The sequence below is a fragment of the Thermomonas hydrothermalis genome (assembly GCF_900129205.1).
GTDB lineage: Bacteria > Pseudomonadota > Gammaproteobacteria > Xanthomonadales > Xanthomonadaceae > Thermomonas > Thermomonas hydrothermalis.
On record NZ_FQUK01000020.1, the window covers coordinates 1 to 21,178 of the forward strand.

The 21,178-nt window shown below is 64.7% G+C and carries 18 protein-coding genes; 3 read left to right on the top strand and 15 right to left on the bottom strand.

All coding sequences use genetic code 11. The features are described from left to right. From BUA29_RS06895 to ndk, 11 genes are all read right to left on the bottom strand, one after another. The coding region (locus BUA29_RS06895) for a FitA-like ribbon-helix-helix domain-containing protein (RefSeq protein ID WP_072755880.1) at positions 1-202 on the bottom strand (202 nt) is incomplete at its 3' end. 189 nt (positions 203-391) lie between these two features. Beyond that, positions 392-1,966 carry a glutamine-hydrolyzing GMP synthase gene (guaA, locus tag BUA29_RS06900; protein WP_072755881.1) on the bottom strand — a complete coding sequence of 525 codons (1,575 nt, stop codon included), beginning with the start codon at positions 1,964-1,966 and terminating at the stop codon, positions 392-394. Between the two features lie 68 nt (positions 1,967-2,034). Continuing rightward, positions 2,035-3,495, bottom strand: coding sequence for an IMP dehydrogenase (gene guaB / locus BUA29_RS06905; protein WP_072755911.1), 1,461 nt, complete (start codon positions 3,493-3,495; stop codon positions 2,035-2,037). Positions 3,496-3,667: 172 nt separating this feature from the next. Continuing rightward, positions 3,668-4,531, bottom strand: coding sequence for a bifunctional methylenetetrahydrofolate dehydrogenase/methenyltetrahydrofolate cyclohydrolase FolD (folD, locus tag BUA29_RS06910; RefSeq protein WP_072755882.1), 864 nt, complete (start codon positions 4,529-4,531; stop codon positions 3,668-3,670). Positions 4,532-4,917: 386 nt separating this feature from the next. Continuing rightward, the gene (gene der / locus BUA29_RS06920; protein WP_072755884.1) at positions 4,918-6,318 is read right to left on the bottom strand and encodes a ribosome biogenesis GTPase Der; all 1,401 of its coding nucleotides are present in this window, start codon (positions 6,316-6,318) and stop codon (positions 4,918-4,920) included. Between the two features lie 114 nt (positions 6,319-6,432). Beyond that, positions 6,433-7,617, bottom strand: coding sequence for an outer membrane protein assembly factor BamB (bamB, locus tag BUA29_RS06925; protein WP_072755885.1), 1,185 nt, complete (start codon positions 7,615-7,617; stop codon positions 6,433-6,435). Continuing rightward, on the bottom strand, positions 7,617-8,264 hold the full coding sequence (locus tag BUA29_RS06930; RefSeq protein WP_072755886.1) for a YfgM family protein: 648 nt from the start codon (positions 8,262-8,264) through the stop codon (positions 7,617-7,619). The genes bamB and BUA29_RS06930 overlap by 1 nt, the downstream gene beginning before the upstream one ends. A 91-nt stretch (positions 8,265-8,355) precedes the next feature. Continuing rightward, entirely contained in the window at positions 8,356-9,201 is an 846-nt protein-coding gene (locus tag BUA29_RS06935) for a helix-turn-helix domain-containing protein (RefSeq protein WP_072755887.1), read from the bottom strand. Then, the gene (locus BUA29_RS06940) at positions 9,198-10,025 is read right to left on the bottom strand and encodes a tetratricopeptide repeat protein (protein WP_072755888.1); all 828 of its coding nucleotides are present in this window, start codon (positions 10,023-10,025) and stop codon (positions 9,198-9,200) included. Before BUA29_RS06940 ends, BUA29_RS06935 begins: the two co-directional genes overlap by 4 nt. Continuing rightward, on the bottom strand, positions 10,015-11,241 hold the full coding sequence (gene rlmN / locus BUA29_RS06945; protein ID WP_084602388.1) for a dual-specificity RNA methyltransferase RlmN: 1,227 nt from the start codon (positions 11,239-11,241) through the stop codon (positions 10,015-10,017). The genes BUA29_RS06940 and rlmN overlap by 11 nt, the downstream gene beginning before the upstream one ends. 13 nt (positions 11,242-11,254) lie before the next feature. Further along, positions 11,255-11,680 (bottom strand): nucleoside-diphosphate kinase, encoded by a 426-nt coding sequence (gene ndk / locus BUA29_RS06950; RefSeq protein ID WP_072755889.1) that lies wholly within the window; start codon positions 11,678-11,680, stop codon positions 11,255-11,257. A 218-nt stretch (positions 11,681-11,898) separates the two neighbouring features. On the opposite strand from ndk, the gene BUA29_RS06955 reads away from it, so the two are divergent. The 3 genes from BUA29_RS06955 (at position 11,899) to BUA29_RS06965 (ending at position 16,263) form a co-directional block, all read left to right on the top strand. Further along, complete coding sequence (locus BUA29_RS06955; RefSeq protein ID WP_072755890.1) at positions 11,899-12,525, top strand: TetR/AcrR family transcriptional regulator; 627 nt, start codon at positions 11,899-11,901, stop codon at positions 12,523-12,525. 21 nt (positions 12,526-12,546) lie between these two features. Further along, entirely contained in the window at positions 12,547-14,916 is a 2,370-nt protein-coding gene (locus BUA29_RS06960; RefSeq protein ID WP_072755913.1) for a 3-hydroxyacyl-CoA dehydrogenase/enoyl-CoA hydratase family protein, read from the top strand. A gap of 141 nt (positions 14,917-15,057) precedes the next feature. Further along, the gene (locus BUA29_RS06965) at positions 15,058-16,263 is read left to right on the top strand and encodes an acetyl-CoA C-acyltransferase (protein WP_072755891.1); all 1,206 of its coding nucleotides are present in this window, start codon (positions 15,058-15,060) and stop codon (positions 16,261-16,263) included. A 66-nt stretch (positions 16,264-16,329) separates the two neighbouring features. Here BUA29_RS06965 and galU read toward each other — a convergent pair whose 3' ends face one another. The 4 genes from galU to rpsA all read right to left on the bottom strand — a co-directional run bounded on the left by galU (position 16,330) and on the right by rpsA (position 21,137). Further along, a complete protein-coding gene (gene galU / locus BUA29_RS06970) occupies positions 16,330-17,235 on the bottom strand; it encodes a UTP--glucose-1-phosphate uridylyltransferase GalU (protein WP_072755892.1) in 906 nt (301 codons plus the stop codon). 301 nt (positions 17,236-17,536) lie between these two features. Next, on the bottom strand, positions 17,537-18,715 hold the full coding sequence (lapB, locus tag BUA29_RS06975; protein WP_072755893.1) for a lipopolysaccharide assembly protein LapB: 1,179 nt from the start codon (positions 18,713-18,715) through the stop codon (positions 17,537-17,539). Between the two features lie 184 nt (positions 18,716-18,899). Continuing rightward, positions 18,900-19,202 (bottom strand): integration host factor subunit beta, encoded by a 303-nt coding sequence (locus tag BUA29_RS06980; RefSeq protein WP_072755914.1) that lies wholly within the window; start codon positions 19,200-19,202, stop codon positions 18,900-18,902. A 237-nt stretch (positions 19,203-19,439) separates the two neighbouring features. Next, positions 19,440-21,137, bottom strand: a complete 1,698-nt coding sequence (gene rpsA / locus BUA29_RS06985) for a 30S ribosomal protein S1 (protein ID WP_072755894.1) — start codon at positions 21,135-21,137, stop codon at positions 19,440-19,442. Positions 21,138-21,178 lie beyond the last annotated feature (41 nt).

Below are 21,178 nucleotides of genomic sequence, written 5' to 3' on the forward strand. Positions count from 1 at the left end.
CGGCAAAGTCTTCGTCGGTCAAGCCAATCTTCCGCCCGATGGCAGCCAGGGCATCGCCCATGCGCACGCGGCTTTCGGGCTTGACCGCCGCCGCCAGGATCTCGCGCACCTCGGCCTCCGTGCTGCGGCCATGCTGCGCGGCCCGCACCCGCAAGGCCCGGTGCACGTCTTCAGGCACATTTCTGATCGTCAGGACAGCCATGACCAAACACCTCCATCAGGGTGTTGACAGCAAATATATCAAAATGACTGCAGTGCTACCACAACCCGCTACGGTACCCTCAGGGCCTCCCTCTTCTCCGGGCCGGCCAAGAAGCTCAAAAAAGCCCGCAGTGACGCGGGCTTGGGTGTGTCTGGTGCCTGATCCTGCCGGCCGCCGCCGGACGCGGAATCATTCCCACTCGATCGTAGCCGGCGGCTTGCCGGAAATGTCATACACCACACGCGAGACGCCGCGCAGTTCGTTGATGATGCGGTTGGACACCGTGCCGAGGAAGTCATACGGCAGGTGCGCCCAGTGGGCTGTCATGAAATCCACCGTTTCGACCGCCCGCAAGGCGATCACCCACTCATAGGCGCGCGCGTCGCCCACCACGCCCACCGACTTGACCGGCAGGAATACCGCAAATGCCTGACTCACCTTGTCATACAGGCCGGCCTTGCGCAATTCATCGATGAAAATGGCATCGGCCCGTGCCAGCAGCTCGGCATATTCCGGCTTCACCTCACCGAGGATGCGCACCCCCAGGCCCGGCCCTGGGAACGGATGGCGATAGACCATTTCATGCGGTAGGCCGAGCGCCACACCCAACCGACGCACTTCATCCTTGAACAGCTCGCGCAGCGGCTCCACCAGCCCCAGCTTCATATGCTCGGGCAGGCCGCCGACGTTGTGGTGGCTCTTGATGACGTGGGCTTTGCCGGTCTTGCTGCCGGCCGACTCGATGACATCCGGGTAGATGGTGCCCTGTGCCAGCCATTTGGCGTTTTTCAGTCGGGCCGACTCTTCCTCAAAGATCTCGACGAACAGCCGCCCGATGATCTTGCGCTTGGCTTCCGGGTCGGTCACCCCGGCCAACGCCTGAAAGTAACGCGCAGCGGCATCCACCCGGATCACCTTGACGCCCATGTGCTCGGCAAACATGGCCATGACCTGATCGCCTTCGCGCCAGCGCAGCAAGCCGGTATCTACGAACACACAGGTGAGCTGATCGCCAATGGCGCGGTGCAACAGTGCCGCGACCACAGAAGAGTCCACCCCACCGGACAAGCCCAGGATCACCTCATCGCTGCCCACCTGGGCACGGATACGTGCGATCTGGTCGTCGATGATATTGGCGGGCGTCCACAAGGTGGCGCAGCCGCAGATGTCCACCACGAAGCGGCGCAGCAGTGCCTCGCCAGCCGCGGTATGGGTGACCTCCGGATGGAACTGCACACCGTAGATCTTCCGCGTGTCATCCGCGAAGGCAGCAATGCCCAGGCGATCGGTACGGGCAGTAACGACGAACCCCGGCGGCGCCACCGAGACGTGATCGCCATGGCTCATCCAGACGTTGCGCAACTCGGGTGTGGTGATCACCGGTGCCAGCAGGGCATCGTTGCCGATGATCTCAAGGGTGGCGTGCCCGAACTCGCGTTGATCGCCCGCTTCGGTCTGCCCCCCCAGCTGCTTGGCCAATGTCTGCATTCCGTAGCAGATGCCCAGGATCGGCACACCAGCCGAAAATACCTGCGCCGGCGCCGTCGGGCAGCCGGGCTGCGTGGTGGATTCCGGGCCGCCCGACAGGATGATGCCTTTGGCACCGAATGCGGCGATCTCGTCGGGGTCATGATCCCAGGCCCAGATCTCGCAATACACGCCGATCTCGCGGATACGGCGGGCAATCAGCTGGGTGTACTGCGCGCCGAAGTCGAGGATGAGGATTTTGTCGGAATGGATGTCGCCGTGTGCCGATGGGGTCATGGGAGTGCTGTGCGTGTTTCCGAAACGAAGAAGGGAAACTCGCGTCTCCCTTCCGTGGCATGCCTGGTTCAACCCGCGCGGTAGTTCGGCGGTTCCTTGGTGATCTGCACGTCGTGGACGTGGCTTTCGCGCTGGCCGGCGCCGGTGATCTTGACGAAGCTCGGCTTATGGCGCATTTCCTCAATGGTGGCGCACCCCACATACCCCATGGTGGCGCGCAGGCCGCCGACCAGATGGTGCACCACCGCACTCAGCGGGCCGCGGTAGGGCACCCGGCCTTCGATGCCTTCCGGCACCAGTTTGTCGGCGTCGGAAGCGTCCTGGAAATACCGGTCCTTCGAGCCTTTTTCCATCGCCCCCAGCGAGCCCATGCCGCGGTAGCTCTTGTAGCTGCGCCCCTGGTACAGCTCGATCTCGCCCGGGCTTTCCTCGGTGCCGGCAAACAGCCCGCCGATCATGACCGATGACGCGCCGGCGGCAATCGCCTTGCCAATGTCACCGGAGTAGCGGATGCCACCGTCGGCGATCAGCGGAATGCGGTCCTGCAGCGCCGAGGCCACCATGTCGATGGCGGTGATCTGCGGCACGCCCACACCGGCCACCACCCGAGTGGTGCAGATCGAACCAGGCCCCACGCCCACCTTCACCGCATCGGCGCCGGCATCCATCAAGGCCAGCGCTGCATCACCGGTGACGATGTTGCCACCGATCACCTGCATGCTCGGGTAGTGCTTCTTGATCCAGGCCACCCGATCCAGCACACCCTGCGAGTGGCCGTGCGCGGTATCGACCACGATCACGTCCACCCCGGCCTCGACCAGCGCCTCGACGCGCTGTTCGGTATCGCCTCCCACGCCCACGGCAGCGCCCACCAGCAATCGGCCGCTGGCGTCATAGGCCGCATTGGGGTTGTCCGACTTTTTCTGGATGTCCTTGACGGTGATCAGCCCGCGCAGTTCGAAGGCATCGTTGACCACCAGCACTTTCTCGATCCGGTGCTTGTGCAGCAGCTCCAACACCTCGCTATCGCTGGCGCCTTCCTTGACCGTGACCAGCTTGTCCCGGCGGGTCATGATGTTGCGTACCGGGTCATCCAGCTTCTTCTCGAAGCGCATGTCACGACCGGTGACGATCCCGACCAGCTGGCCCTGCGCATCCACCACCGGCACACCGGAAATGTTGCGGGCACGGGTCAACCGTAGCACCTCACCGATCGTGGTGTTGGGGCCGACGGTCAACGGATCTCGAATCACACCAGCCTCGAAGGTCTTGACCTTGGTGACTTCGGCGGCCTGCGCCTGCACCGACATGTTCTTGTGCAGGATCGCGATACCGCCGAGCTGCGCCAGGGCGATGGCCAGGCGCGCCTCGCTGACCGTGTCCATCGCGGCCGAGACGATCGGCAGACGGATGCGCAGGTCGCGGGTGAGACGGGTGTCGAGGGAGACGTCCTTGGGCAGGACAGTGGAGTGCGCCGGGACGAGCGAGACGTCGTCGTAGGTCAGTGCTTCAGCCTGGATGCGGAGCATCGGCAAACCCATGCGGAGGTGGGGAAGCGCTTCATTCTACCGTTTTTCTCGCCTATCCGGGCCAGGCTGTCTGCACCCGCGGCGATCCTTCCGCTTCGAGGGAGCGCCAAAGGTGTGTGAACTGATGCAGCCTGCCCCGTCCGCCGCACCAGCCGCAGCGTTTTCCCCTGGACTATGCGTGTTCTGCCAGTTCTGCGGCTTCCAGGGTGTTTTGCATCAACGTGGCCACGGTCATCGGCCCCACCCCGCCCGGCACTGGGGTGATCCAGCTGGCGCGCTTTGCGGCCTCCTCAAAGCCGACATCGCCCACCAGACGACCATCGTCCAGGCGGTTGATGCCGACGTCGATGACCACGGCCCCCGGCTTCACCCAGTCGCCGGGAATCAGCCCGGGCTTGCCAACGGCCACCACCAGGATGTCGGCCTCACCGACATGGCGACGCAGCACGTCGGGCGGGGTGAATTTATGGCAGCAGGTCACCGTGCAGCCGGCAATCAACAGCTCCAGCGCCATCGGCCGACCGACGTGATTGGACACACCGACAATGGTGGCGCTTTGTCCGCGTACCGGGCGATCGGTCCAGGCCAGCAGCGTGGTGATGCCGCGTGGTGTGCACGGGCGCAAGCCGAACTGGCGCAGGGCCAGATGGCCGACGTTCTGCGGGTGGAATCCGTCCACATCCTTGGCCGGATGGATGCGCTCGATCAGGGCGCTGGCGTCGCGAATGCCCGGCAGCGGCAACTGGATCAGAATGCCATGAACCTGCGGATCGGCATTCAGCCGGTCGATCAGGGCGAGCAGTTCCGCTTCGGTAGTGCCCGCCGGCAGGTCATAGTCGAAGGTACGGATGCCGACCTTTTCCGCCGCCCGCTTCTTGTTGCGCACATAGACCGTCGAGGCGGGGTCGTCCCCCACCAGCACGACCGCCAGCCCAGGCCGCGGCTTGCCAGCCGCCAGGCGCGCTTCGACCCGGCCTTTCAGCCCGTCCAGCAATTCGTCGGCAATGCGTTTTCCATCAAGGATCCTGGCGCTCATCTGGCGGGAACGTGGCAGCAAACGGGCGCGTATTATCGCCCAGGGAACGCCAATCCCCGAAGCGTGCGGCGATCCCCTTGTCTGGCCGCTTGCGGCCCCCGGCGACGTTGCAGACGTCAACACGCGTGGTCTTGCCTGTCCGAAGCGAGGTTCGATATGACGATCCAGGGCACCTGTCCGCAGTGCGGCAAACGCCTGCTACACGTGAACGTCGAGCAGATCGTGGGCATCGTTGACGGGGTCAGCAAGGCTCGTTGCATCAGCCTCAGCTGCATTCACTGTCACGCCGTGCTCGGCGTACAGCTCGACAGCCGGGCCAAGCCACGTCCGCGGCGAACAGCGGCCAAGTCAAGCGCCTGAAACGGCCTTGCCCGTCGTCAGGCCAGTTACTTGCCGCGCTTGACGTGGCGCAGCAGACGCCGGCGCCGGGCGATCTGGCGCTCGGTCAGTTCATTTTTGCGCCCCTCGAAGGGGTTGCTGCCTTCCTTGAACACGAACCGGATCGGCGTACCGACCAGCTTGAACCGCTTGCGGAAAAAGTTTTCCAGATAGCGCTGGTAGCTCTGGCTGAGCGTGCGCAGACGGGTGCCATGCACGACGAAGGTCGGTGGACTGCTGCCGCCGGGATGGGCAAACCGCAGTTTGGCGACATGGCCGCGCACCACCGGCGGCGGGTTGGCGGCATAGGCGGCCTCCAGCGCACGAGTCACCTCGGCTGTGCCGAACTCGCGGGTCGCAGATGCGTGCGCGTGGTGAATGGCGCGAAACAGCTCGCGCAGGCCCGAGCCATGCAGGGCGGAAATCCGCACCCGTTCGGCCCAGTCCACGAAGGCCAGCTTGCGATCAGCCAGCGCCTCAGCCTGCTGACGTTCGTACTCGCTGCGGCCATCCCACTTGTTGAGCGCGATCACCAGCGCCCTGCCCGCATCCAGGATCGCTCCAAGCACGGTGGCGTCCTGGTCGGTCACGCCTTCGCTGGCATCCAGCATCAACACCGCCACCTGGCACTGTTCAATCGCCTGCAGGGTCTTGACCGCAGAGAACTTCTCCACCACCTCCTCGACCCGTGACCGGCGGCGCAGACCGGCGGTGTCGATCAGCCGGTACTTACGACCATCGCGTTCCAGATCGATGGCAATGGAATCGCGGGTGGTGCCCGGCACGTCGGATGCAATCACCCGTTCCTCGCCGAGGATGCGGTTGACCAGCGTGGACTTGCCGACATTGGGACGCCCGACGAAGGCAATCCGAATGCGCTCGGGATCGTCGTCCGGCAGGCTGGCCTGGCCGTGTTCCGGCAGCCTGGCAAGGACATTGGCCAGCAGCGTGTCCAGGCCGGTGCGGTGGGCGCTGGAAACCGGCAGCATCGGGTCGATTCCGTAGCGGGCAAAGTCGGCCAGTGCCGCCCGCACGTCGATGCCATCGGTCTTGTTCACCACCAGCAGGGTGGGTTTGGCTAGCTTGCGCAGCCAACGCAGGATGTCATCGTCCAGCCCGGAGGTGCCTTCGCGGCCATCGACGATCATCAGCACCAGGTCGGCTTCCTCGGCGGCCGCACGGGCCTGCCGCGCGGTGGCGCCGGCCAGCCCCTCGTCCTCGCCCGCAATACCGCCTGTGTCCACCACCACGAACGGGCGCTCGGCATTCAGCCGGCACACGCCGTAATGGCGGTCGCGGGTGACGCCCGGCGCGTCGTGCACCAGCGCGTCACGGCTGCGGGTCAGCGCGTTGAACAACGTGGATTTGCCGACATTGGGACGCCCGACCAGGGCGACAAGGGGAAGCATGAAAGACACCTTCAGAAAGAGGAAAACAGCCCGGCACCGGCATGCGGAGACAGTGGCGGCCCCGGCATTCGCCGGAGCCGCATGCGACACGCGTATCCGCCCGTCCGGGCCAGATCAGGGTTGCAGCGAAAACGCGGTCAGCTTGCCATCGACGCTTTGCACCACCACGATGCCATCGGACTCGACCGGCTTGCCGGTGACCGCCTTGCCGGCCTTGCTGCGGGCAGCAAAGGCGCCATCGATCAGACGGATCCAGTGCACGACGCCCTCGTAATCGCCCACCACCACATAGTCGCCCTGCACTGTCGGTGCGGTGACGTTGCGATTGAGCAGGCCGGACTGCTGCCAGAGGCTGCCGCCGGTGTTTTTGTCGAGACCAATCACATTGCCGTTGCGGTCGGTGACAACGACTGCGGAATTGCTCACGCCCAGGCCACGCGGGCCGCCGTGTTCGCTATCCCACAATACCTGTCCACGCGGCCCGTCGATGGCCACGGTGTGATTCTTGTAACTGGTGGCAAACAGCACGATGCCTTCCAGCACCACGTCGCCATCCACGTCGGCCATTCGCTCGAGTTCGCTGCGCCCCTCGGGCTCGGCCACGGCCACCCGCCAGCGTTCACTGCCATCCGCCATACCGAGCGCCACCACGCTGCCATCATCGCCCGGCACGAACAGCAGGCCCGGCCCCAGGGTGATGCCACCGTTGCCGCGCACGGTCAGCGGCGGCACGTCGGCACTGTAGAACCAGCGCCGCTCGCCGGTGTTGGCATCAAAGGCGGTGACGCGACCATCGTTGGCATGCACGAATACCATGCCGCCACCGATCGCCGGCGCCGAGATGACTTCATTGTTGACCTTGGCCGTCCACTTTTCCTGGCCGGTGCCAGCGTCCAGGGCGATGACCTCGCCTTTCAGGCCACCCACCACCACCAGTCCATCACCGGCCCCGGGGCCGCCACTCAGACGTGACTTCGAGTCGTAATGCCAGAGGGTTTTCCCGCTGGTCAGGTCAAGCGCGGTGACGCCCCCATCCACGGCAGCCGCATAGACCACGCCATTGACGATGACCGGATGCTGGCCAAGACCGAGATTTTTCTCACCCTTACCAATCTGGGCGGTCCACAGCTGGCGCACCGTGACCGTAGGCGTGAACTCGACCAGTTTGGCCGGTTCGCCGGTCTTGTCTTTGGAACGCCCGCCGAACAGGTGCTTGACGCTGCTGCAACCGGACAGGGCCACGGCCGCAATCAGAGCGGCAGCGATGAAAGGCAGGGCGCGAGGTTGGCGCAGGGTCATCAGGACTTGTCCTCGGTATGCGGCGGCGTACCACCGGCTTCGATCAGTTTCATTTCCAGCAGACGATGCTGCGGCGCGGCCACATCCAGCAGTGCCAGCGCCTTGCGGTAGGCCGCCTGGGCGCCGGTTTTGTCGCCCAAGGCAAAACGGGCATCGCCAAGGGCATCCAGGATCGCCGGTTCGCGCTCATTGCCAAGCAACGGCAAGGCCTCACGCGGCTTGCCGGCATCGATCAGCAGACGTGCCAGCCGCTCCTGCCAGAGCGGTTGCAGATCCGCCGGGATATCGCGCAAACCGCGCAGCGTGGCAATCGCCTCGTCCCGCTTGCCTGCCTCCAGCTGCGCTTTGGCCAGTTGCAACCCGGCCAGCGTAGCCAACGCCGGATTGCCCTGCTGCAGCTGACTCAAGATGGCACGCCCCTGGTCAGCGGGCAGCTTGCCTGCTTCAAACGCCTGTACCGCTTGCATGTAAGTCTGACTGGTGGCCTGCGCTGCCTGTTCGCGCTGACCCTGCCACCAGTTCCAGCCGGCGATCGCCGCCAGCCCGAGCGCGATGCCCCCAATGATGCCCGGGGCGTTGCTGCGCAGCCACGAACGGACGCGTTCACTTTGTTCGTGTTCGTTGAGAAGAATTTCGTCGATCGCCATGCTCGTCTCTCGCCCGCCATCCCGGTGGGCGTCATTGCGTAAGGTCAAAGGTGGAACGCCAGCGGTGCCAGCATCGGCCCCGTCACGGGGCTCAATCGGCCGCTACCAGCGAGCCGTCGGAGGATACCGCAAAGCGGGCGACATTCGCCCGTGCATGCGCACTGACATCCACGGGCTGGCCGCCCACTTCAAGTTGCACGGCCTGGGCATCGCCGATGATCAGCTGCCCGACCTGAGCCGTGCTGAAACGCCGCTGCTCGCCGGCGGACAGCAAGGCTTGCTCGAGCGTCGCACCCGAGCGATCGGTCACCTTCAGCCAGGTCTTGCCATGCGTGCGCAACAGGATGTCCGCAGCGGAGGAAGACTCCGACGCGGACGGATGGGCCACAGTGGGTGCGGGCAACGGGGCCAGCGATGCCACCACGGTGCGTGGCTCGGTCTGATCTTGGGCCTGATCTTGAATCTGGTCGTGCGGCTTGCTGGGAACCGTCGGGCGGCCATCCAGTGCCGCGACCGCCGGTGCGGCCGCGAAATGATGGCGGGTCGCCACCCAGGCCGGAACCGCCAGCGACAAGGTCAGCACGATATAGACCAGACGCCGACCGATCTGCTCGGTCCACCACTGCAGCTTGGGAATATGGGTCCGACTGACCAGCCGAGTGGGCTCCACCGGCGCAACATCCAGCGCCTCCATCATGGTGGTCGTGCCCAGGCCCAGCAGGCGGGCATAGCTACGTACCTGGCCGCGAACGAACACCGGCGCGCCCAGCCGGTCCCAGTCCTCCTCTTCCAGCCACCGCACGACCCGCACCGGCATGTGCAGACGTGCAGCCACATCTTCGATGCGAAGGCCGGCGGCTTCGCGGGCGGCACGCAGGCGCGCACCGCAACCAGACAGCGCTGCGTGGGTGGGATCCTGGGCCTGGGACGTGGTCATTGCGGGCGCGGGACCGAAGGTTGGCCAGAAGAAAGGGCTTTAAAACGTGAAAGATAGCGCGAAGCGGCCGCGTTGTCGCCCAGTTTTTGCTCGACCTCGGCCGCCAGCTGCAATCCGGCGGGATCCTCAGGCGCCACGGCGAGCCAGCGTTCAACGAACGCCCGGGCTTCCAGGAAGTTGCCTCGGCCATTCTCCAGCCGAGCCATGCCCGACAACGCCGGCAGGTTCTGCGGATCCAGCTCCAGCACTTTGCGTAGCCGCGGTTCGGCGCGTTCCGGTGCGCCGGCAGCAAGCGCACAGGTTCCGGCATTGATCAGGGCAGCCAGCGGCGTTGGATAGGCCGGATCGGCTAGGGCGCGATCGAACCAGTCCAGCGACTCGGCCGCCTTGCCGTTTGCACACAGCCAACTGCCGTAGTTGTTGGCATAGACGCCGTTTGCAGGCGCCCGCATGGCCGCTTCCTGGTAGGCCTTGCCGGCTGCGACCGTATCACCACGGGCAGTGGCGATCATGCCGAGCAACGTCAGCGCATCGCCGGACTCGGGTTGCAATTTGAGCGCCCGCCGTGCCAGCGACTCGGCCTTGGCGTACTCACCGAGCTGGTACTGGGCGTTGGCGGAAAGCAGCAACAGAACGGGATCGTTTTCTGCGCGCCCTTTCTTGCCGCTGACATCGTAGGTAGGCGCCACCTGGGTATACCCGCGCGGCTGCGCGCTGGGCCGGATGAAGGTGAAGCGCTCCATCTGTTGACAGCCGGCGAGCAGCCAGCCCGCTGCCAACACCAGTGCAACCGTCCGCGCCCACCTTCCTCCGCTATGCCGCATGCACGTCTCCTTGGGCTTGCAACCGTTTACGGTGTTCAGCCGACCGCCGGGTGCGATCCAGCACCTGCCCTTTCAGTTGGCCGCAGGCGGCATCGATGTCATCGCCCCGTGTGCGGCGCACTGGCGCGATCATGCCGGCGTTGTTCAGCAGCTTTTGGAACGCGCGGATAGCCTGTTCGTCCGGCCGTTCGAACCGGGTGCCTGGGAATGGATTGAATGGGATCAGGTTGACCTTGGCGGCATCTTTCATCTGCACCCGGCGATCGAAATCGCGCATCAGCGCGATCAAGGCCCGGGCATGCTCGGGCTGGTCGTTGACCCCCTTCATCAGGGTGTATTCGAACGTGACGGACTCGCCTTTCTTGCGCAACGCATAGCGCACGCAGGCATCCATCAGTTCAGCGATCGGATACTTGCGGTTGAGTGGCACCAGCTGGTCGCGCAGCTCATCGAACGGCGCATGCAGCGACACCGCCAGCGACACATCGCTTTCCTGCGCCAGCCGGTCGATCATCGGCACCATGCCGGCGGTGGAGAGCGTCACCCGCTTATTAGCCAGGCCGTAGCCAAGGTCGTCGCGCATGATGCTCATCGCCCGCACGACATTGTCGAAGTTGGCCAGCGGCTCACCCATGCCCATCATCACCACATTGGTGAGACGGCGCTGCTGATGCGGGACATTGCCGAGATGGCGCGCCGCCACCCAGACCTGACCGATGATTTCGGCGGTAGTGAGGTTGCGGTTGAAGCCCTGGGTCGCAGTGGAGCAGAACATGCAGTTGAGCGCACAGCCCACCTGCGAGGAGACACACAGGGTGCCGCGCCCCTTGTCCGGGATATACACCGTCTCAATGGCGTTCTTGGCATCCATGCCCAGCAGCCACTTGTGGGTGCCGTCGGCGGAGGCTTTATCGAACACCACCTGCGGTGCGCGGACCACGGCATGCGATTCGAGCTTTGCCCGCAGCGCCTTGCCGAGGTCGGTCATCTGGGAAAAGTCGGTGACGTAGCGGTGGTGGATCCACTTCATCACCTGATGCGCACGGAATTTCTTTTCGCCCAGCACCTCTTCGAAGAAACGCTCCAGGCGGGGGCGATCGAAATCAAAGATGTTGGTGCGGCCGTCCGCGCCGGCCTCGACCGGCGTGACGGCAGACGCACCCCCGCCCTCGCCCACCAGAGCGATGTCGAGAGCGGAGGAGCGCGGGTGCGTCATGGCAACGGCCTCGTCAACGCGAATAGACGTCGGTTGCCGGGAAGAAGTAGGCGATCTCGATCGCAGCGTTCTCCAGCGAATCGGAGCCATGCACGGCGTTGGCGTCGATGCTCTCGGCGAAGTCGGCGCGAATGGTGCCCGGGGCGGCTTCCTTCGGGTTGGTGGCGCCCATCAGTTCGCGGTTCTTACGCACCGCGTCCTCACCTTCCAGCACCTGGATCATCACCGGGCCGGAAATCATGAACTCGACCAGCGCATTGAAGAACGGCCGCTCACGGTGCACCGCATAGAAGCCTTCGGCTTCGGCGCGCGACAGGTGCTTCATCCGGGCCGCCACGATCTTCAGGCCAGCCTGCTCGAAACGGGTGTAGATCTGGCCGATGACGTTCTTGGCAACGGCATCGGGCTTGATGATGGAAAGGGTGCGCTCCAGCGCCATGGGAACCTCCGAATGTGTGAGCGGGCGTCCCTGCCGGAAGCGCCCGAGGATAACAGAAAAAACCCGCGATCTGGCGCGGGTTTGGCCTGCAAGGCTGCGGAAGATTCTAGCGGATTTGCTGCGCCGCGTCAGCCAGGACGTGCGCTCCGCGATTGACGTACGGGTGCGTACGGTCGTAATCTCAAACAGTTGTTTGATCCGCGCCGGAGCGCGTCATCATGACCCTGCCGAACTTCTCGACCAAGGACCGCATCCTGCAGGCCGCCGAGACGCTGTTTGCCCGGCAAGGGTTTGCTGCCACCTCGCTGCGCCAGGTGACCAGCCTGGCCGACGTCAACATCGCCGCGGTCAACTACCACTTCGGCGGCAAGGACAACCTGATCAACGAGGTGTTCCGTCGCCGCATGGACGTGATGAGCGCCGAGCGGCTGGCGGCGCTGCGGCAGGCGGTGGAAACCGCACCGGGCCAGCTGGAGCCGATCCTGGCGGCCTTCATCGAGCCGGCGCTGGCGATGGCGCAGGATCGTCATGGCGGCGGCGCCTTCATCCGGGTGATTGCCCGCACCTATGCGGAAAACAACGAAAAGCTGCGTAAGTTCCTGTCCGACCAGTACGGCCATGTGCTGCGCGAGTTCGCTCATGCGCTGGCCGACTGCCTGCCCGGCCTGAGTAAAGAAACGCTGTACTGGCGCCTGGATTTTCTGTCTGGCGCGCTGACCTATGCCATGGCCGATTTCGGCCTGATTAAACGTCCCCTCAATGTCCCCGAGGCGACCCACCGCAGGCATGCCGCGCACATGCTGATCCGCTTCGCGGCGGCCGGCTTCCGTGCGGAAGAAGCCTGATTTTTCAAGGAGATGGAGAATATGTCTCAGAAACTGCTAGTACGCCGTGCCGCTGTGCTCGGTGCCGGTGTGATGGGCGCCCAGATCGCCGCCCACCTGACCAATGCCGGCATCGACACCGTGCTGTTCGACCTGCCGGCCAAGGACGGCGACCCCAATGGGATCGTGCGCAAGGCCATCGCCAACCTGGGCAAGCTCAGCCCCGCGCCACTGGCCAGCAAGACGCTGGCCGACGCCATCACTCCGGCGAACTACGACCAGGATCTGACGCTGCTTGCAGGTTGCGACCTGATCATCGAGGCGATTGCCGAGCGCATGGACTGGAAACAGGACCTCTACAAGAAAATCGCTCCACACGTGCCGGCGCATGCGATTCTGGCGTCCAACACCTCTGGCCTTGGCATCGATGCGCTGGCCTCGGTGCTGCCGGAAGAACTGCGCCACCGCTTCTGCGGCGTGCACTTCTTCAACCCGCCGCGCTACATGCATCTGGCCGAGCTGATCCCGGCCAGCACCACCGAGCCGGCGGTGCTGGATCAGCTGGAAGCCTTCCTGACCACCCAACTGGGCAAAGGCGTGGTGCGTGCCAAGGACACGCCCAACTTCATCGGCAATCGCATCGGCGTGTTCTCGATCCTGTCGGTGATCCACCACACCCGCCAGTTCGGGCTGGGGTTTGACGAGGTGGATGCGCTGACCGGGCCGCTGCTGGGCCGGCCCAAATCGGCCACCTACCGCACGTCCGACGTGGTCGGCCTGGACACCATGGCGCACGTCATCAAGACCATGGCCGACACCCTGCCCCAGGACCCCTGGCATGGCTACTTCCAGTCGCCGGATTGGCTGCAGGCGCTGATCGCCAAGGGCGCGCTGGGCCAGAAGACTGGCGCCGGCATCTTCCGCAAAGTGGGTAAGGACATCCTGGTCCTTGACCTCGACAAGCAGGACTACCGCGTGGCCGATCGTGGCGCCACGCCGGAGGTGGTGGAGATCCTGAAGCTGAAGAACCCAGCCGAGAAGTTCGCCAAGCTGCGCGAGAGCCCCCATCCGCAGGCGCAGTTCCTGTGGGCCTGCTTCCGCGATCTGTTCCATTACAGCGCCTACCATCTGGCCGACATCGCCGACACCGCGCGCGACGTGGATCTGGCCATCCGCTGGGGCTATGGCTGGGCGCAAGGCCCGTTCGAGACCTGGCAATCGGCGGGCTGGTCGCAGGTGGCGCAGTGGATCAGTGAAGACATCGCCGCCGGCAAGGCGATGAGCAGTGCCGCACTACCGGCCTGGGTGTCTGCACGCGATGGCGTGCATACGGCAGAGGGCAGCTACAGCCCGTCCCGGAACGCCGTGCTGCCGCGTTCGTCGCTGCCGGTCTATCGCCGCCAGCGCTTCCCCGACCCGGTGCTGGGCGAGCGGTTCGCGCCGGGCGAGACCGTGTTCGAGAACGACGGCGTGCGCATGTGGCACGACGGCGACGATATCGCCGTGGTCAGCTTCAAGACCAAGATACATACCGTTTCCGGCGCCGTGCTGGACGGGCTGCAGGAGGCCATCACCCGCGCCGAGCGTGACTTCGCCGGCCTGGTGATCTGGCAGCCGAAAGAACCGTTCTCGGCCGGTGCCGACCTGGCCGGCGCGCTGGGTGCGCTGCAGGCCGGCAAGCTGGCCGAGTTCGAGGCCATGGTGGCCAACTTCCAGGCCACCAGCCAGCGGATCAAGTATTCGCTGGTGCCGGTGGTGGCAGCAGTCCGCGGCCTGGCGCTGGGCGGTGGCTGCGAGTTCCAGATGCACAGTGCCAAGACCGTGGCCCATCTGGAAAGCTACATCGGTCTGGTCGAAGCTGGGGTTGGCCTGCTGCCGGCCGGTGGCGGCCTGAAGGAACTGGCAGTGCGCGCTTCGCAAGCGGTCGGCCCGGGTGGTGACGTGTTCGCCGAACTGAAGAAAGTGTTCGAGACCGTGGCCATGGCCAAGGTTTCCAACTCGGCGGTCAACGCCAAGGAGCTTGGGCTGCTGCGCGCAGGCGACACGGTCGCCTTCAACGCCTACGAGCTGCTGCATATCGCCAAGTCGGAGGCACGCGCCCTGGCCGAGGCGGGTTATCGGCCGCCGCTGCCGGCACGCCGTATCCAGGTGGCAGGCGATGTCGGCATCGCCACCTTCCGGATGCTGCTCGTCAACATGCTGGAAGGCCGCTTCATCAGTGAGTACGACTACGAGATCGCCGACCGCATCGCCACCGTCCTGTGCGGCGGTGACATTGATCGCGGCGCCATCGTGGACGAGGACTGGCTGCTCAAGCTCGAGCGCAAGCACTTCGTCGAGCTGGCACAGCAGGAAAAAACCCAGGCCCGCATCGCTCACATGCTCAAGACCGGCAAACCGCTGCGTAACTGACATGCAACAGACCAGGCAGCGCACTCAGGCATTTCCGCGGCAGGCAACCGATGCGGATTGCCCCCGCCTGCGCGGCACCGGGTGCGTTGCCGCGGCGGCACAGCCGTGTGCCGTCTCCTTTCCAGACATCGGAGTTCATCCATGAGCAAGCAGATTCAGGACGCCTACATCGTCGCCGCCACCCGCACCCCGGTTGGCAAGGCGCCCAAAGGCGTGTTCCGTAATACCCGCCCGGACGACATGCTGGCGCACGTGCTGAAAGCCGTCGTCGCACAGGCACCGGGCATCGACGTCAACCGCATCGACGATGCCATCATCGGTTGCGCCATGCCGGAAGCCGAGCAAGGCATGAACGTGGCGCGCATCGGCGTGCTGCTGGCCGGCCTGCCCAATACCATTGCCGCGCAGACCATCAATCGTTTCTGCTCGTCCGGTTTGCAGGCGGTGGCCCTGGCCGCCCAGCAGATCCAGCTGGGCCATGCCGACCTGATGCTGGCCGGCGGCACTGAATCGATGAGCATGGTGCCGATGATGGGCAACAAGGTGGCGCTGTCGCCCAAGGTGTTCCGTGACGATCACGTGGCGATTGCCTACGGCATGGGCATTACCGCCGAGAAGGTCGCCGAAGAGTGGAAAGTCTCGCGTGAGGATCAGGACGCCTTTGCCTTGGCCTCACACCAGAAAGCGCTGGCGGCACAGGCGGCTGGCGAGTTCCGCGACGAGATCACCCCGTACGATGTGGTCGCCCGGCTGCCCGATCTTGCCGGCAACACCGTGCAGGTGAAGCAGGTGCGGGTGGAAAACGACGAAGGCCCGCGTGCCGACACCTCGCTGGAAAGCCTGGCCAAACTGCGCCCGGTGTTCCGTAACGGCCAGTTCGGCGGCACCGTCACCGCTGGCAACGCCTCGCAGATGAGCGATGGCGCCGGCGCGGTGCTGCTGGCGTCCGAACAGGCGATCAAGGATTACGGGCTGACTCCGCTGGCCCGCTTCGTCAGTTTCTCGGTGGCCGGCGTGCGTCCGGAAGTGATGGGCATCGGCCCGGTGGCGGCCATTCCCAAGGCGCTGGCGCAGGCCGGCCTGCGCCAGGATCAGCTGGACTGGATCGAGCTCAACGAGGCCTTTGCCGCGCAGGCGCTGGCGGTGATCCGCAGCCTCGGCCTGGATCCGACCCGGGTCAATCCGCTGGGCGGCGCCATCGCGCTCGGCCATCCGCTGGGGGCCACCGGGGCCATCCGCACCGCCACCCTGGTGCATGGCCTGCGCCGGCGCAAGCAGAAGTACGGCATGGTGACCATGTGCATCGGTACCGGCATGGGCGCCGCCGGTATCTTTGAGGCGCTTTGAGCGAAGTGCCAGAAACGAAAACGGCGCCGTCAAGGCGCCGTTTTCGTTGACAGGGTGCGCGCTGGCTTACGTTTCGACCACACCCATTTCGCCCAGTGCATCCTGCATCAGTCGGCGCGCCGCGTCGCTGAGTTTCTCGTTGTCCAGCGCATAGCGGATGGTGGCCTCGACCAGGCCAAGATGGGTACCGCAGTCGAACCGGGTGCCGTGGAAACGGAAGGCATCCACACGCTCGCGATCCAGCAGTGCGGCGATGGCATCGGTCAGCTGAATCTCGCCGCCGGCGCCTTTGGGAGTGCTTTCCAGTAGATCGAAAATCGTCGGCGACAGCACATAGCGCCCGACCACCGCCAGCGTGCTGGGGGCCTGCTCGGGCTTGGGCTTTTCGACGATTTGGCGGATCCGCCCGGCCTGCCCGGCGAACCCGTCGGTCGCTACGATGCCGTAGCTTCCAGTCTGCTCGCGCGGCACGTCCTGCACCGCCACCACACTGGCACCGGTGGCCTGGGCATGGTCGGCCATCTGCTTGAGCGCACCATCGCCGCGACTCCAGATCAGATCATCCGGCAGCAGCACGGCAAAGGGCTCATTCCCCACCACCGGCCGGGCGCACAACACCGCATGGCCCAGCCCCAGTGCCTCGGCTTGAGTCACGAACACCGCCCGCACGCCCTCGGGCAACACGTTGCGGACCAGTGCCAGTTGCTCTTGCTTGCCCGACCTTTCCAGCTTCTGCTCAAGCTCGTAGGCCTTGTCGAAGTAGTCGGCGACCGCATGCTTGTAGCGGTTGGTGACAAACACCAGCGTGTCGCAGCCGGCCGCGATGGCCTCGTCCACCGCGTACTGGATCAGCGGCCGATCGACGATTGGCAGCATCTCCTTGGGCACGGTCTTGGTGGCCGGCAGGAACCGGGTACCGAGTCCGGCGACGGGAAAAACGGCCTTGCGGATTCTTGGAAACGACACGGTCATCCGTTGACATCCTCTACGTGCAATGAAAGGGAACACCCTGGCGGCGACACTGCCGGCCCGGTCTGCGATGCATAGTCAGGAACGGCATCGTGCAGGCAGTCCCGCAAGGTCGGCAAGTCATATGCGGCCACGGCCTGCCGCAGACGCGCGAGTATGGCCAGAAGCCCGGCATCGTTCGGCCTGCCATCATATGCATCGACGCGCAGCAGCCCGGTTGCAGTGCTGGCCTCCGGTATAGGATGGAAACCGCAGGCCCCATGTCGAGACTGTACACCGCCCCTGCGCGGCACCCATCAGCAGATCAGACCACCGCATAGTTGAGCAGCGGCTTGACCGAGCCCCACTCTTTGCAGCTCGGGCATTGCCAGTGGTGACTGCGGGCGCCAAAACCGCACCGATTGCAGCGGTAGCTGGGGTTGCGCACCAACAGTTGGTCGGTGATGTGTTTGAGGTCGTGCAGGGTGGCCAGTGCATCCGCGCCTGCGGCCAGGCTCAGATCGATCAGCGCCGCCTCTCCACGCACCGAGGGGCGATCTTTCAACTGTTCGGCCAGATACTGACGGGCAGCGGCAATGCCCTCCTCGGCCTCCACCATTCGCGCCAACGCCAGCACTGGGGCAATCCCGCGATAGTGTTCGCACATGGCCGACAGAAAGGCGCGGGCGCCGGTGCGCTCACCGATTTTCTCGTACTGCGCAAGCAGCATCGGCAGGATCACCGGCAGAAAGTCGGGGTCATGGCGTGCGGCCCGCTCCAGCGCACGGATGGCGGCATGGGTGTTGCCAGCCTCGGCTTCCAGGCGCCCTTCGGCGATGCCCGCCCGCACTGACGTGGGATCCGCCGCATAGGCGCGCACGATGGCCGCACGGGCGGCCTCGACATCGCCATTACTCCGATGCCGTTCGGCCAGTTCACATTCGAAATGGGCAATCAGCTTGCCCATCGGCTGGCCGGTGACTTCTTCATACCGGATGGCATTGGCAATGGCTTTCTCCCAGTCACGCTCGGACTGGTAGATCTCGATCAGATGCCGCAATGCCTGCGGGGCGCGCTGATCCAGCTGGGCCAGATCGTTGAACACGGTTTCGGCACGGTCCAGCAGACCGGCGCGCATGTAATCCTCGCCCAGTGCCGACAGCGCCTGGATTTTCTGGGTATCAGTCAGATCCTGACGCTGTGCCAGGGCCTGATGCAGACGAATGGCGCGATCGACCTCGCCCCGACGACGGAACAGATGCCCCAGTGCCACCTGGGTTTCGAACGTATCCCGGTCGAGTTCGGCCACGTGCAGGAACAGCTCGATCGCCTTGTCGGGCTGTTCGTTCAACAGATAGTTCAGACCGCGGAAATAGGTGGTGGAGAGTTTGCTGACCTGATGGCCGCTATGGCGTTCACCACCCCGGCGCCCGATCACCCAGCCCGCCAGCGCCGCCAGTGGCACCGCGATGATGAACCACATCCACTGGTCGAGTAGCTCCATAGCCCGCCTGAACGTTCTGGTTGGGGCTGCCATACCGGCAGCGGTCTGCGTGTGCGCCAAGGCCAAGTGTCATCGGCCCGCGAAAACGCTTACGTACGTGGGTGTTTTCGCGCACCTTAAAGAGTAGCGAACTTTCCCGTCCCGGTACGACCATCGTGCGGCCCGCACCCGCAGGTGCCGGCGCTCACTCGCTGTCTGTCAGTGGGACGACATCCGCCACGCGTTCGCGCAGCTCTTTGCCCGGCTTGAAGTGCGGAACGTACTTGCCCGGCAGCGCCACCGCCTCCCCGGTCTTGGGGTTGCGGCCAGTCCGCGGCGGGCGGTAATGCAGCGAAAAACTGCCAAACCCACGCACTTCGATGCGCTGCCCCTGAGCCAGCGCGCTGCTCATCATCTGCAGCAGGGTCTTGACCGCAAGGTCAACATCCTCAGCCTTCAGATGTGGTTGCTGCTGCGCAAGCAGTTCGATGAGTTCGGACTTGTTCATGACAAAGGCTTGATGTCCATCCATGCAGACGGCCCGGCTGAATGCCGGGCCGCTGCTCAGGAATCTCCGAATACGTCGAAGATCCCCCGTCGGCTTCTGATGGCCGACCACGAATCCACCGCGCAAGCGACGGATTCGGGTGTGCCGAGCCCAGGCACGGCCCGGGCTCGGCGGCGGACTGACAACGCCCAGATGGCGTTGTTCAGACCTTTTCTACTTCCTACGGACGACCGCGGATCACTCGGCCTTATTCAGCTGCTCACGCAGCAGCGCACCCAGCCGGGTGGTTCCGCTGGCCGCTTCGGCATTGGCCTTGTTGTACTCGGCAATGGCCTCGGCGGTCTCGGCTTCGTCCTTGGCCTTGATCGACAGCTGCAGGGTGCGGCCCTTGCGATCCATGCCAACGAACTTGGCCTCGATCTGCTGACCGACCTTGAGCACCTGGCTTGCGTCCTCGACACGCTCGTCGCTGATGTCGCGGGCCATGACATAGCCCTCGACACCGTCGCCGAGATCGATCACCGCGCCCTTGGCGTCCACTTCCTTGACGGTGCCGGTCACCTTGCTGCCCTTGGGATGGGCGGCCACGAACTGACCCAGCGGGTTCTGCTCAAGCTGCTTCACGCCCAGGCTGATCCGCTCGCGCTCCGGATCCACCGCCAGCACCACGGCTTCCAAGGTGTCACCCTTCTTGTAGTTGCGGGCGAGGTCTTCGGCATTGGAATTCCAGCTGAGATCGGACAGGTGCACCAGACCGTCGATCCCGCCCTCCAGGCCGATGAAGATGCCGAAGTCAGTGATCGACTTGATCTGGCCGGACACCTTGTCACCCTTCTTGTGGGTTGCCGCAAACACTTCCCACGGGTTCTGGGTGCACTGCTTCATGCCCAGCGAGATGCGGCGGCGCTCCTCGTCCACATCAAGGATCATGACCTCGACTTCGTCACCCACCTGCACCACCTTGGCGGGGTTGACGTTCTTGTTGGTCCAGTCCATCTCGGAGACGTGCACCAGGCCTTCCACGCCCGGCTCGATCTCGACGAACGCACCGTATTCGGTGACGTTGGAGACCTTGCCGAACACGCGGCTGTTCGGCGGATAGCGGCGGGCGATGTTGTCCCACGGATCCTCGCCCAGCTGTTTGAGGCCCAGCGAGACACGGTTGCGCTCGCGGTCGTACTTGAGCACGCGCACTTCCAGCTCCTGCCCGACCTCGACCACTTCGGACGGATGGCGCACGCGCTTCCACGCCATATCGGTAATGTGCAGCAGACCGTCGATGCCGCCGAGGTCGACGAACGCACCGTAATCGGTCAGGTTCTTGACCACGCCCTTGAGCACGGCGCCTTCGACCAGCTTCTCCTGCAGCGCCTCGCGCTCCTCGGAATACTCGCTCTCGACCACCGCACGACGCGAGACCACGACATTGTTGCGCTTGCGGTCGAGCTTGATGAGCTTGAACTCCAGCTCCTTGCCTTCCAGGTAGGCCGGATCGCGCACCGGGCGCACATCGACCAGCGAACCCGGCAGGAACGCGCGGACGTCCTTGATATCGACGGTGAAACCACCCTTGACCTTGCCGCTGATGCGGCCAACCACGGTGGCGTTCTTCTCGAGGGCTTCCTCGAGCTCGTCCCAGACCATCGCACGCTTGGCCTTCTCACGGGAGAGCACGGTTTCGCCAAAGCCGTTCTCGATTGCATCGAGCGCGACCTTGACCTCGTCACCAATCTTGACGTCGATTTCGCCGGCCTCGTTGCGGAACTGCTCGATCGGCACGACGCCTTCCGACTTCAGCCCAGCATTGATGACCACAACATCGTTACGGATGTCGACCACGGTGCCCTTGACGATGGCGCCGGGCTTGAGCTTGGCCAGATCAGCCTGGCTGGCTTCGAACAGTTCGGCGAAGGATTCGGTAGCTGCGGAGTTCATGAAAAATCTCGGGTGGAATACACAGGCAGCGCACGAGACCG

Bases quoted from the DNA above. Each gene is read 5' to 3' on its own strand.
- guaA (WP_072755881.1), bottom strand. From the start codon at position 1,966: ATGACCCCATCGGCACACGGCGACATCCATTCCGACAAAATCCTCATC.
- guaB (WP_072755911.1), bottom strand. From the start codon at position 3,495: ATGCTCCGCATCCAGGCTGAAGCACTGACCTACGACGACGTCTCGCTC.
- folD (WP_072755882.1), bottom strand. From the start codon at position 4,531: ATGAGCGCCAGGATCCTTGATGGAAAACGCATTGCCGACGAATTGCTG.
- der (WP_072755884.1), bottom strand. From the start codon at position 6,318: ATGCTTCCCCTTGTCGCCCTGGTCGGGCGTCCCAATGTCGGCAAATCC.
- bamB (WP_072755885.1), bottom strand. From the start codon at position 7,617: ATGACCCTGCGCCAACCTCGCGCCCTGCCTTTCATCGCTGCCGCTCTG.
- BUA29_RS06930 (WP_072755886.1), bottom strand. From the start codon at position 8,264: ATGGCGATCGACGAAATTCTTCTCAACGAACACGAACAAAGTGAACGC.
- BUA29_RS06935 (WP_072755887.1), bottom strand. From the start codon at position 9,201: ATGACCACGTCCCAGGCCCAGGATCCCACCCACGCAGCGCTGTCTGGT.
- BUA29_RS06940 (WP_072755888.1), bottom strand. From the start codon at position 10,025: ATGCGGCATAGCGGAGGAAGGTGGGCGCGGACGGTTGCACTGGTGTTG.
- rlmN (WP_084602388.1), bottom strand. From the start codon at position 11,241: ATGACGCACCCGCGCTCCTCCGCTCTCGACATCGCTCTGGTGGGCGAG.
- ndk (WP_072755889.1), bottom strand. From the start codon at position 11,680: ATGGCGCTGGAGCGCACCCTTTCCATCATCAAGCCCGATGCCGTTGCC.
- BUA29_RS06955 (WP_072755890.1), top strand. From the start codon at position 11,899: ATGACCCTGCCGAACTTCTCGACCAAGGACCGCATCCTGCAGGCCGCC.
- BUA29_RS06960 (WP_072755913.1), top strand. From the start codon at position 12,547: ATGTCTCAGAAACTGCTAGTACGCCGTGCCGCTGTGCTCGGTGCCGGT.
- BUA29_RS06965 (WP_072755891.1), top strand. From the start codon at position 15,058: ATGAGCAAGCAGATTCAGGACGCCTACATCGTCGCCGCCACCCGCACC.
- galU (WP_072755892.1), bottom strand. From the start codon at position 17,235: ATGACCGTGTCGTTTCCAAGAATCCGCAAGGCCGTTTTTCCCGTCGCC.
- lapB (WP_072755893.1), bottom strand. From the start codon at position 18,715: ATGGAGCTACTCGACCAGTGGATGTGGTTCATCATCGCGGTGCCACTG.
- BUA29_RS06980 (WP_072755914.1), bottom strand. From the start codon at position 19,202: ATGAACAAGTCCGAACTCATCGAACTGCTTGCGCAGCAGCAACCACAT.
- rpsA (WP_072755894.1), bottom strand. From the start codon at position 21,137: ATGAACTCCGCAGCTACCGAATCCTTCGCCGAACTGTTCGAAGCCAGC.